The sequence below is a fragment of the Methanococcoides orientis genome (assembly GCF_021184045.1).
Classification (GTDB): domain Archaea; phylum Halobacteriota; class Methanosarcinia; order Methanosarcinales; family Methanosarcinaceae; genus Methanococcoides; species Methanococcoides orientis.
The window spans coordinates 1,805,600-1,817,442 of sequence record NZ_CP073710.1; the positions used below are offsets into that span (position 1 = coordinate 1,805,600).

The 11,843-nt window shown below is 45.2% G+C and carries 13 protein-coding genes; 6 read left to right on the forward strand and 7 right to left on the reverse strand.

From position 1 onward, the window contains the following. Nucleotide 1 precedes the first annotated feature (1 nt). The 6 genes from J7W08_RS08745 to J7W08_RS08770 all read right to left on the reverse strand — a co-directional run bounded on the left by J7W08_RS08745 (nt 2) and on the right by J7W08_RS08770 (nt 6,147). A complete protein-coding gene (locus tag J7W08_RS08745) occupies nt 2-1,108 on the reverse strand; it encodes a TIGR04013 family B12-binding domain/radical SAM domain-containing protein (protein WP_233084119.1) in 1,107 nt (368 codons plus the stop codon). 10 nt (nt 1,109-1,118) lie between these two features. Further along, complete coding sequence (locus J7W08_RS08750; RefSeq protein ID WP_233084120.1) at nt 1,119-2,237, reverse strand: site-2 protease family protein; 1,119 nt, start codon at nt 2,235-2,237, stop codon at nt 1,119-1,121. An 18-nt stretch (nt 2,238-2,255) separates the two neighbouring features. Beyond that, a complete protein-coding gene (locus tag J7W08_RS08755) occupies nt 2,256-2,669 on the reverse strand; it encodes a phosphomevalonate dehydratase small subunit (protein ID WP_233084121.1) in 414 nt (137 codons plus the stop codon). Next, nucleotides 2,656-3,843: a phosphomevalonate dehydratase large subunit gene (locus J7W08_RS08760; RefSeq protein WP_233084122.1), complete on the reverse strand. Its 1,188-nt coding sequence runs from the start codon at nt 3,841-3,843 to the stop codon at nt 2,656-2,658. The genes J7W08_RS08755 and J7W08_RS08760 overlap by 14 nt, the downstream gene beginning before the upstream one ends. A gap of 24 nt (nt 3,844-3,867) precedes the next feature. Beyond that, nucleotides 3,868-5,133 carry an anhydromevalonate phosphate decarboxylase gene (locus J7W08_RS08765; RefSeq protein WP_233084123.1) on the reverse strand — a complete coding sequence of 422 codons (1,266 nt, stop codon included), beginning with the start codon at nt 5,131-5,133 and terminating at the stop codon, nt 3,868-3,870. A gap of 549 nt (nt 5,134-5,682) precedes the next feature. After that, on the reverse strand, nt 5,683-6,147 hold the full coding sequence (locus J7W08_RS08770) for a DUF5806 family protein (protein ID WP_233084124.1): 465 nt from the start codon (nt 6,145-6,147) through the stop codon (nt 5,683-5,685). Nucleotides 6,148-6,400: 253 nt separating this feature from the next. Here J7W08_RS08770 and J7W08_RS08775 point away from each other — a divergent pair, with 253 nt between their 5' ends. From J7W08_RS08775 to J7W08_RS08790, 4 genes are all read left to right on the forward strand, one after another. Then, nucleotides 6,401-7,570, forward strand: a complete 1,170-nt coding sequence (locus J7W08_RS08775) for an ABC transporter permease (RefSeq protein WP_233084125.1) — start codon at nt 6,401-6,403, stop codon at nt 7,568-7,570. Beyond that, nucleotides 7,563-8,225, forward strand: coding sequence for an ABC transporter ATP-binding protein (locus J7W08_RS08780; protein WP_233084126.1), 663 nt, complete (start codon nt 7,563-7,565; stop codon nt 8,223-8,225). Before J7W08_RS08775 ends, J7W08_RS08780 begins: the two co-directional genes overlap by 8 nt. 5 nt (nt 8,226-8,230) lie before the next feature. Then, complete coding sequence (locus tag J7W08_RS08785; RefSeq protein WP_233084127.1) at nt 8,231-8,722, forward strand: Fe-S-containing protein; 492 nt, start codon at nt 8,231-8,233, stop codon at nt 8,720-8,722. A 134-nt stretch (nt 8,723-8,856) separates the two neighbouring features. Next, on the forward strand, nt 8,857-9,267 hold the full coding sequence (locus J7W08_RS08790; protein ID WP_048195617.1) for a universal stress protein: 411 nt from the start codon (nt 8,857-8,859) through the stop codon (nt 9,265-9,267). An 88-nt stretch (nt 9,268-9,355) separates the two neighbouring features. On the opposite strand, the gene J7W08_RS08795 is transcribed toward J7W08_RS08790, so the two are convergent. Next, nucleotides 9,356-10,165, reverse strand: coding sequence for a sugar phosphate isomerase/epimerase family protein (locus J7W08_RS08795; RefSeq protein WP_233084128.1), 810 nt, complete (start codon nt 10,163-10,165; stop codon nt 9,356-9,358). Nucleotides 10,166-10,259: 94 nt separating this feature from the next. On the opposite strand from J7W08_RS08795, the gene J7W08_RS08800 reads away from it, so the two are divergent. Both J7W08_RS08800 and J7W08_RS08805 read left to right on the forward strand, forming a co-directional pair. After that, nucleotides 10,260-11,294 (forward strand): peptidase U32 family protein, encoded by a 1,035-nt coding sequence (locus J7W08_RS08800; protein ID WP_233084129.1) that lies wholly within the window; start codon nt 10,260-10,262, stop codon nt 11,292-11,294. Continuing rightward, the gene (locus J7W08_RS08805; RefSeq protein ID WP_233084130.1) at nt 11,291-11,677 is read left to right on the forward strand and encodes a DUF5402 family protein; all 387 of its coding nucleotides are present in this window, start codon (nt 11,291-11,293) and stop codon (nt 11,675-11,677) included. Before J7W08_RS08800 ends, J7W08_RS08805 begins: the two co-directional genes overlap by 4 nt. Nucleotides 11,678-11,843 lie beyond the last annotated feature (166 nt).

Here is an 11,843-nt window from a genome sequence, read left to right on the forward strand (position 1 = left end):
TTCATTTATCCCAGTTGCCGTTGAGCTTGCCGTCCCTTGCCATTCTTCCCAAGACCTTGTGAACCGGGTCACTGATGGGCGACGGAACTATGTTCTCATAAGGAGTTGATGGCAGCGGGGTCAGGTAATGTGCCCTTACTTTTCCACCTTTGCGGCATATCCATTTGATCTGTTCAAGTGTGCTTTGCTGATCCTCTTCACGCTCATCCGGGAAACCAAAGATGAAATCCACGATCGGGATTATTTCATGCTCAAAGCAGCGTTCAATTGCAACCGTGACATCATCGGAAGTATGACCGCGGAGCATTTCTTTCAATATCCTGTCACTTCCGGATTGTGCACCCATGCTGATCGTTCTGTTGGTGCAGTATTTGTCTATCAGGTCCAGACCTTCATGAGTTGTGAATTCCGGTCGGATCTCAGAGGGAAAGGTACCGAAATATATATTTTTATCTTCCATTGAATGTAGCTGTGACAGAAGTTTCTCCACCTTATCAAAACGCGGATGGACTCCATCACCTCCATAAGCAAAAGCATTCGATGAAGTAAAACGCAGGTCACTGTAGTGTTTTGCGAACTTCAATATGGAATCAATACTCCTATGCCTCATTCGGTTGCCAAATAAACGGGGCGTCTGGCAGTATTTGCATTTCCAGGGGCATCCCCTGCTGATCTCGATAGGAGCACGTATGCCTTCCGGGTCAAAACATGGATAAGCATCAAGGTTAACAGGTTCACGTTTTTCAGTATACACCACGTTACCGTTCTTCCGATATGCGATCCCCTTTACATCAGAAGGACTATTTCCGCTGAGAAGTGTCCTTACAAGTTCCGGAAGCGTTTCCTCTCCTTCACCGATAACAACATAATCGAAATGCTCAAGGGTATCCTCCACAGAACCAGATGGATGAGGACCTCCTGCAATGTAAATGGAATCGGTGGAAGAATCGTCGACCTCTGCAAAGATATCTTCTTTCTGTTTTGTGGCAAAGCTGTATATCATGATGCCATCATGAGGTTGTTTCACAACCATGTTCCCTGGAACAAGAGGTAAAAGTGATGCAAGGCTGTAAGTGTTCTTCTGCATCCACCTAAAACAAATATCCATACATCTCACCTCAATTCATAACTAGAGTTAACGGCACCAATGTGAAACACAGGATCCCCAGTATAAAAGTGAGAACTCCAAGTGCCATCCTTTTGTTGTCAAGTATTATTTCATCATTTAAGGGTTTTGGATGACCAGCCATTGCAAAGAGCAGAAGGAAGAATGACCAGAACAACCAGATACCTCCATTTTGCTCAAGAACGAAGATCACATACAATGCAAGAGCGCCCAATACCATCGGCATCATGAGAGATACTTTCCTGGCACGCTCACCCAGCATGGCGCGCATGATATGACCACCATCAAGCTGTCCTGATGGTAACAGGTTAAGCACAGTTACCAGCATACCCACCCATCCTGCAAATGCAACCGGATGCATCATTTCTGAAGTACTGCCCATGACCCGGGTTATCGCATCAAAAAGTATCGGAGTCTGAATATCGATCATGATCATCCCGGGATCAGAAGGAAACTCCACCGGCGGCAGTGAAAGACCTATGAAGGTCACGATCACAGATGCCACAATACCTACAAGCGGACCTGCAACTGCTACATCGAACAATGCTCTGCGGTTAGGGATGATACCTCTGTGCTTTATAACGGCACCCATGGTTCCGATAAAAGTGGGAAAAGGAATGAAATACGGAAGTGAGGTTCGCATACCATGCATCTTTGCAGCCATGTAGTGCCCCATCTCATGAGACCCCAACACGAACATTATTGCGAGGGTAAAAGGCAGGCCTTTTATGAAACCTGAAGGTTCGCTGAATATATCCACACCGAACATTGCTGCACCGGCGAACATGGTTGTAAATACAGTAGCTATTGCCAGCACCACATTGACCCAGATACGTTCGGGAACTTCATGAATAGGAGATGCGATCAGCACATCCTCACCAAGCTCGGACACCAGAGCAAAGCGATATCCTTTTGCTCCAAACTTGCCCCATAAGCTATGGGTAATGGTTTGCTTATCCGTGGTTGGAACGCCATAGAAGTATATGTCCCCATCAACATATCCAACTTCATATACCTTAAAAAAAGGATGGACATCACCATAGAGGTTCATGACCAAAGCTTCTATTTGCTGATCGTCCAGATGTCCGGAATTAGAGTCTTTCTTTGCCATTATGTCACACTAATGATCTCATTTTTCAGGGATCTCGATATATCCGTTGCTGCTGTCGACCTTTACATGATCGCCATCAGAAAGAACCTCGTAAGGGTCCTCTTCAAGTCTGTCAACCAGAGGGATATCCGAAATAATGGCACCAACTGCCACTATGGGCTCGGAATCGATGTTGATCATGCCTGCCGGAGCAACATTGTTCTTTTTCAGCTGGTAAATAACATAGGAACCAACAGTAGAGCCTTTCCCATGAGGGAACACCAGGATCTTATCCTTGATGCACTGCCCGTAAATGGCATGAGAAGGGTCAACAACCACGCCGGTCTTTGGATCCACATTGCCTAAAAATGAGAGTGCATCGGTCGATAGGAGGACTTCACCTTCTGCAACACCCCTTGCGATAGTACGACATTTGATCTTAATTGTCACCACCTACCTTTTTGATACATTCTTCAAGACTGCCGATCTTTGCGGCAACCTTGCACATTCCAGGAACATATGCAAGTGCTTTTCCTGAGTTCACCATCATACAATTATGACCTTCCGTAGCAGGAGACACGACCATACATGTGTCGCAGAGCACTTTTGCCCCACTCTGCTCGATCTGCTTAACAAGTTCAGCGTTCTTCTCGGCAACTTCCCTTGAAGTACATACCCACAGTTCCTTGTCAATTCCTTTTCCTTCCAGAAGCCGGGCAATATTCTCCAGCTCATCTGCTGAACAATGCGGGCAGCCAACTGCCGCAATATCGCACTCCAGATCATCAGTACCTCCGATGACTTCTTCGTAGACCTCATCTATCTGGCTGCGTTCGATAATGATCCTATCTTCGGGGTTTGCAAAACTTACCTTTTGTGCTTCAGGAGTTATGTCCTCAACGTGATACAATGCGACTGCCCCTGATGCTGCCATTGCTGCACCCAGTGCTTTAAGGTTGTCAGATGTAGGGGTTGAGGCCATGTAGAAAATAGGAACCCTGTTACCCACATATTTTCCTGCAAGATATCCCAGTGCACCGTAATCAGAACCTGATAGTTCACATTCCACGGTCACGGAAACTGTAGGAACACGATTCTCATCAAGATGATATCCATAGTTCGCAGTCTTGCCCACAAGTGCCGCTGAAAGTGCGGAAGGACCGCCTTCACGGTTTGTGCGTGCTCCTATCACTGAATTTGCATAGGAAACAGCAGATGATTCACTCCATGCCAAATGGTCACCATAAGTAGCTGAAAAGCCCTCAAGATAATATGGAGTGCATGTGCACATAGAACGGATACCAAGGCTCTCGTATGCCTTGATGACCTCTACCTGCTTCTCGGCAAAATCCGGCTCGATGCCCATATCCTTCCAGCGCTGCATGTCCATGCCCGCCGGATTCAGGATGGAAGGTACTTTCACCTTGCCATTGAGGTCAGAGATCCATTCAAGTCCTGCATCCCCTATGGTCTTGTAGGAAACTCCTGCTATCTGTGCGCTCTTGACAGGGATCAAAGTGTCCGCACCATAGATGTCACCAAGTGCGACGAGGATCTCCATTGCTTTCTGCAGGGTTTCCCCGTCCTCGCCGTTCAGGGTCCTCTCTTCTTCTTTTGTAAGATGCATGTTATTTTCCGCTTAGTTTAAGATTTATTCAGGCATCTTGGCACGTTCAAAGTTCTCTTTTTCTGCAAGCACTTTAGTGGCATCGATACCGACCTTGGTGGTCGTACCGTCAGGTGCACCTCTCGGGTCAAGTGAACTGCCGCGAACGTTCGGGATGATCATCATATCAGAATCCCCTTTCACGCGTGTCGCAATGGCAAATTCCACATCCTGCATATCGAAGATGTCAATATCCTCGTCCACAATTACAACATGCTTGAGACTTGTGTGCGCTGCAAATGCCGCCATAATAGCATTTTTGGCATCACCTTCGGTCTGCTTCTCGATCTGCACAACAGCATGCAGGTAGCAGCAGCCACCTTCGGTGAGCACGACGTTCTTTACAGTAGTTACTTCTGAAACAGCATTGTAGATCTTTGGCTCGTAAGGCACGCCCATCATGAGAAGGTGTTCCGGCCCTGCAGGCAGGATGCCGTGATAGATAGGGTCACGCCTGTGCATGATCTTTGTGATGTGGATCACCGGCTCCTTGCGCACAAGGTCGTATGTTCCTGTAATGTCCACGAAAGGACCTTCATCCACTCTTTCCACAGGATCGACGTAGCCTTCGAGTATTATCTCTGCATGTGGCACTTTGACGCCGTTCTCACATTCGAACAGTTCCACAGGAGCACCGCGAAGAGCTGCTGCATATTCGAATTCCTTTCCGGCAGGCACACGGGTGGTGGACGCAAAAGTAATGACAGGATCTGCACCAAGTACTATTGCCACTGGCAGCGGTTCGTTGTTCTCGCATGCCTTCTTGTGCAGGACAAAGCTATGACGCGGAGGAACAAGGCGTGCAGCCAGTTTGTCCTTTCCAACGACCATGAGCCTGTGGATAGATGCATTCATCATCCCGTCGTACTCAGAAACAACAACACCTGCAGTGATGTAAGGTCCGCCGTCCTTTTCAAAATGTGTCATAAGAGGCAGTTTTGTAAGGTCAACCTCATCAGTTATGACCTCCTGTGTCGGGGATGAGTCGACGATCTTAACTTCCCCATCCGGACGAACTTCAGAAAGCCTCTGGATGATACCATCCTTTGGCACACCGAACATGTCAGCAAGCTCGTCCCTTGAACCAAGAAGGTTCATGATCGATTTCTGCCCGTCAATGTCATGAAAAAGTATCGGCCCATTGCTCTTCTTTGCAAGTCTTGGTGCTTCGAAGACCTTCGAAACAGGATCTGTGACCTCAACAAGCCTGTCGCTTGCCCTTAGATGATCGATAAAATCTCTGAAACTCATTGTATCGATATAGTAAAAAGGGTCTCTCGATAAATACATTGTCGTCTTTTTTACGCCCAGGTCTTTATAAGTGCATAAAAAAGAGAATTGCCTTCAAGAAAGGAGTTGCTCCCATCGGTGATGAAAATGGGTTTGGAAATCAGAACTAAAGGAAGTCTGATGGGAGCGGTTGGAAGACAACACATAGAACTACACATAGAAATGCATTATAGTATAAATATTAATGTTTTTGAGTAACTTGTGTTAGTTAAATAGATAATTTGTTATTTGTAGAGCCATAGACCTTCGAACAGAATCACCATCTTCAACCTATTAATTAGTGACAGATATTTTTTGATTTGAAAAATATGTAAAACTTATAAAATTTGTAATTTAAAAAGGAAGTGCTCCCATCGATGAGGAATTGATCAGAAATCAATGAAACTAAGTCTGATGGGAGCGGTTGTAACGAAGAACATAGAGAGATTCATAGCATAAATACTAATGGGTTTGAGTAAGAGCTATTATTTAAAGGGATAAACCAATCTCCAAAGAATAGAGGACATCCTATCAATCCAGGTCAAGAGATTCATTGATCCTATGTAACGCTTCTGCCACCAGCATTTGCACATCGGTCATATGCTCATCGGACACTTCCCCATTCTCGGTCTCGATCAGTTTTTGGAGATCTGCCACGATCTTATGGATGATCAGGATCATTTCCTCTTTGCTGATAAGTCCGGCATAATAGGCATAGAAGAAAGTTGTTCCACTGCGCTGGACCTTATGCTTGAAAGCAGCATGGGCATTAGAGACTTCCTGTCTAGTGTACGGTTCATCTACGAATGGGACCAGATCCGGCAGGTTCTGACCGATCCAGGTCATTTCGGAACGGTTTGAGAGATTCTTGAAGTCTGCGCATAAACGGGCAATGATCCATTCACGTGCAGTAAGATGAGTTGTCTGTTTCAGGAAGCGTGTCACATCCGAGTAACTCTTGTTTTCCAGTTTTGTGAATTTCTCATATTTGTTCATTTCATTCCCTCAATGACCAATGACATAAATGTATTGCAACCAGATAAATACTTTCTTATGGTGGTTTATCTTTAGCACAAAAATGGAGGATAAATGGCTGCATGTGAAATAATTTGCAATGTTTGCAGTATTTTATTTGAATACAATTGCTTAAGACCGATACAAGATTCTTAAAAAAGCAAGCCTGCTTTTGCTAGAGGACATATTTGCCTCATGAGATGTATTGATGTAGTTTTTATTTACTTACGCCTTTATGCGTTTATATTCTGTAGTCCTGAAAGATATTTTCAGACGGAAGAACAAACTTGCAATAGCCATACTGGGTGTGATCGTTGCCACATCTGCTATTGTAGCTGTTGTTACGACATTTTCCGCTGCAACTGACAGTCTTTATGAGGAATCAGCCAACTTTGGTGCAAATATTATAGTAAGACCTCAAACCGAATCAATTCCCCTGATAGCCGGATCAACATCCATGGGATCGATATCAACTGGTGAAAATTATATTGAACAATCCGAGATTACCAGAATATACGATATTGAGAACAATGCCAATCTTGCCGTAGTGGCACCGCGACTTTATGGTGTTGCAGAATCAGGAGAGGGAAATATCATTGTGATGGGAGTGGATCTGGAGCAAGAGAAGATACTCAAATCATGGTGGAACATAAACGGGGAATGGCTTTCTGACCCCGAAGGTATGCAAGTTCTACTGGGAAAGGATATCGCAACTCCGCTTGGACTTACTACCGGATCGACACTCGTACTTGAAAAAAATGGCATCATTATGGACCTTGAAGTAAAAGGCATTATTGAGAGTACAGGCGGGGAAGAAGATGGCTACATTGTAATGCCACTTTTGCTTTCGCAAAAACTTTTTGACAAGGAAGGCAAAGTCAGCAGTATCGAGATCCGTGCCCTATGTAATGACTGCCCTGTTTCAGAAATGAGCCGTCAGATAGAAGAAATACTGCCGGGCGTGGAGGCAAGGGCGATGAGCCAGATCGTGCAAAGCGAGATGGCTATGATCGAACATACCCGGACTTCCGCAATGGCTGTTTCATTTATAACACTGCTTGTAAGCACACTTACTGTCGCTTCGACCATGCTTGCATCCGTAAACGAGAAGATCAGGGAGATAGGGATCATGCGTGCCATTGGGGCAAATGACCGCCAGGTCATAACAATGCTTTTCATTGAAGGAGCAGTGATCGGGATGATCGGGGGCGGTATTGGTTTTAGTTCCGGAACTCTGCTATCCTACTCAATTGCTCCGTTATTGAATTTTGCGGAACCATCCCCTATGTGGGTGCTGCTTCCCCTGGTTACAGGAATATCTGTAGCGGTAGGACTTGTTGCATCCATCCTACCTGCAAAACGTGCACTGAAAATAGATCCTGCAGAGGTGTTGAGAAGTGTCTGACGGAAGTATTCAGGTAAAGGGGCTCAAAAAGAGCTATAGGATCGGTTCCAGTGATGTCGAAGTATTGCACAATATTGACATGGACATCAAGAGTGGAGAATTTGTGTCTGTAATGGGACAGTCCGGATCAGGAAAAACCACACTTATGAACCTGATAGGCATGCTTGACAGGCCTACCGGTGGCAGCATACTGATCGATGGAGTGGATGTTACCCGCAAATCTCAGAAAGAACTGGTAGATCACAGGCGAAAGACGGTTGGTTTTGTTTTTCAGCAATTCCACCTGATCCAGTCCCTCACAGCATACGAGAACGTTGCATTGCCTCTTGTTTTTGCAGGAGAGAAGGAACAAAACAGGATCAAAGAGGCTCTTGAGAGAGTGAACCTTTCTCACAGGCATGACCATAAGCCATCCGAGCTTAGCGGCGGAGAACAACAAAGAGTTGCAATCGCCAGGGCACTGGTAATGGGACCCAAGATACTCCTTGCGGATGAACCTACGGGGGCACTGGATAAAGAAACAGGAGAGATGATCATTTCGCTTCTAAGGTCCCTGAGAAGTGAAATGACAGTTGTTATGATAACACATAATCACGATCTTGCTGCAATGTCAGACAGGATCATCAACTTACAGGACGGAAAAATAAAGGAGTGATCTGAATGAATTCTAAATTAGCAGGATTTATAATATTAGTTACAGTTGCAGTTGTATTTGGCGCCGGGTGTCTTGATAATGATGCACAGACAACAGCATCGGCCATTCCCGTTACTGCGACATGGATAGAACCACAGGTGATCGACAATACGGTTACGATCCCTGTTCAGACCATCAACAAGAGCATAAATACGCATTTCAAAGTGACAACACCAGCCGGAGAGATAGCAGTAATGGCATACATGCTTGGAGACGATATCATTGTCCGATCTAATGTTTGCCCTCCCTGCGGATCAATTGGTTTTAGCCTTGACAGGGACATTCTTGTTTGTGATGCCTGCCGGACGACCTTTGATGCGGAAACAGGGCAAGGGATACAGGGAGCTTGTGTCGATTATCCAAAAGAGAGCATACCTTACACAGTTTCAGGTGGAAATGTCGTTATGGAAATGGATGATATTGTAATCGCTCACACAAATACGGTACAGAGAGGATGAAACATTCATTCTCTTTACACTTTTTTGATTGATTTTGATTCGGATAGAATTGCCCTTTAACGGAACCCCGGGAACAAAATAGCATGGAACAAAATCCAATAACTTAAATACGTTTAATGCTAACCCAAAATTGTATGAAACTATTACTACCCACGGACGGTTCCACATACTCAAGGAACGCAGCAAAAGTTGCGGGCAGGATCGCAACGAAACATAATGCAGAGATAGTAATAGTCCATGTGGTAGAAGATAAAGGGCTTGGAAGGAAGACCTGGCGTGAAACCGGTGCAGAACAGGTGATCAGTTCCATAAAAGAGGAGCTGGTCTCGATGGGATGTGAAGCATCAAAGCTCCATGCAGAGATCGTGGATGGGAATGCACCGGAAAAGATCGTGAAAACTGCCCGTCTGCATAGCGTTGACAGGATAATCATCGGGACACGGGGGCAGACCGGCATCAAGAAGATAATGGGATCTGTCACACAGAAAGTTCTTCAGATGTCCGATATCCTTGTTCTTGTAGTACCACCTGATTACAAGATGTAAAGTTCTAAAACAGGAGTTATTGTGAAATAACCCTAATTTAAAACAATTATTTAAACCAGTTTTTAAAGATCAGAACTTTAACTAACTTTTATGGCATCACGTACTTACCTATCACTTTTTTACCGGCAAGAACATCATCCAGAGAAAATACTTCCAGATTGAATATTCCATTATAATTTTTGAGACCTTCGAGGACAGAATAATCAATATTGCCACTTCCAGGTGCCATATGTTCATCGCCATCATAATTGGAGGTCCAGAAACCGTAGTTATCGTGTAAGTGTACATGTACCACGTGTTCCGAGATGGTCTTCACAAAATCAGCCAGTTTTTCAGGATCACCGCCGCAGGTCAGATTTGCGTGCCCTACGTCAAATGTCACACCGAGGTTTGGAGAATCCACCGCATCTACCACCTTTAACAGTTCTTCTGCCTCACAACAAAGGTTCCCGGGATCGGTCGCTTCCTTGTTCTCAAGTCCGAGCATTACGTTGTTCTCTGATGCAAATGCGGAAAGCTGCCTGAGATTGGAGATCATCCTGCCCAGTGATATTCCCCTGTCATCACCGACCCTTCCGGGATGAAGTACCACAGCTTTTGTGCCAAGCATTCCTGCAATTCCTATACATTCCTCCATCAAAGAGAAGTGTGCTTTTTCCATTGAAGCAGTATCCACAACAAGTTCCTTAGGATAAGTGGGGACATCCGCAAAGTAGTGCGCATGCATGGAGGTCTGCAGGTCACATGTTGAAAGCTCATCCAGAACCTTGTCCAGTCTGTCCTTTTGGAGTGCAGAGCCTTCATAGACACCAAGTTTTGGCATATAAAGCTCAACTGACTGTACATGATCATCCAGTTCCCTTAGCTCACCTGCAAAAGAAGATGCACCTATCATCATATTAACTAGGACTAAAATAGATTTTAATAACTATTTTGGTCCGGGACGAACAAACCAAAATCCTTATCTAAAGTCACCCGATAAGAAAGTTCCAATGAAGCTGTATGTACCACACATCGGTCATTTTGAAGGACTTGAGGAGCTTTTAGCGGGTTCTGATAACATATACGCAGTATACATGGCTGGATCCCCCGAATATGTCGGGACCGGCAGGACGAACCTTAGTGCCCCGAAACTCGACGAGATAGCGCAGCAGACCGAGTACGCACATTCAAAAGGCGTCAAAATGGAGATCGTGCTGAACAGTTCCTGTATGGGCGGACAGCACCTTACCCCTGAAGGTTACCGCGCCATAGACTGGTATTTTGATAAGTTGAACAGCATCGGGATCGACTCCATAACCGTTGCCGACCCATACCTTGTGGAAATGCTGGCAAAGGATTATGACATGGATGTAGTGGTCTCAGTACTTTCATTCGTGGACACGCCGCAAAAGGCAGAGTTCTATGAGCAGTTGGGAGCCACGACCATTGTAGTGGACCCTGCGGTGAACAGGCATTTCGACAAGCTGGAAGCTATAAAGGATACAGTCTCGTGCAAGCTTAAGCTGCTCGTCAACGAAGCATGCCTTTACCAGTGCCCTTTCAGGTACGCTCACTTCAATTTCTTTTCACATGCCAACGGACCCGGACCTAAGCCGAACGTCCTTGACGATTATTATTACTACAAGTGCCTTTCCCTGAGAATAAAGGACCCACAGCAGATCATTAAATCACCATGGATCAGGCCTGAGGACCTCAAAGAATACAAACATATCACTGACACCTTCAAGATCGGAGGGCGCACTCATTTCGTTAACTGGATCCTCAATGATGTGGAAGCCTACGCAAATGAAAGATATGAGGGTAACCTAATGGACCTGCTGGACAGCATAAAGGATCTCAAAGACACATTTTATATACCAAACAGGGAACTGGATGGTGCCATCGAGCAATGGAAAAAATGTGATAAGGTATGCCACAAATGCGGCTATTGCAAGCGACTTGCTGAAAAGGTCATACACACATATTCCGGAAGTGGAGAAGATATCCGGAAAATTCCACTGGGATCAATAGGAGATAGAATATGAGCATGACACAAGAATTGCTGAAAGCGCGCACATCCCTGGAAAACAACCTGCGGGAACTTTTAGGAGTGCCTGTGTTCCTTATAGAGATGGATGCTTTCGCACTCCCCTGCGGATGCGGAGGGGTCACTATCAACACAAGAGGACTGCAACTGGATGACCTGGAAGTTTTCGAGGAGCACATAATTAAGCACCTTACAGATACTGTGACCTCACTTGATATTGAACCGTCTTTTCTTTTTGCACGCATGATACCAGGTACAGCAGAGATTGCTTCGATCAATGCACGCGTGCTTTGCAACAGCTGCTACATGGACTTTGGAAGAGGAAGTGGGAAGCAGCCAAGGCCTGACATTTACATAATGAGATTTGACAGACGTGGATGAAATTATCCACCTGTCAGCAACTTCTTTTTTCAGGAAAGTTCCGAAAGGTTTATGAAGGATTTCAGATAATCCACACCATCTTACGTTAGTCTATGCCATAATTATATACATGGCTGAATTATCGAAGGACGTGCAGAATTTCGCACTTATACATATCGATTTAGAA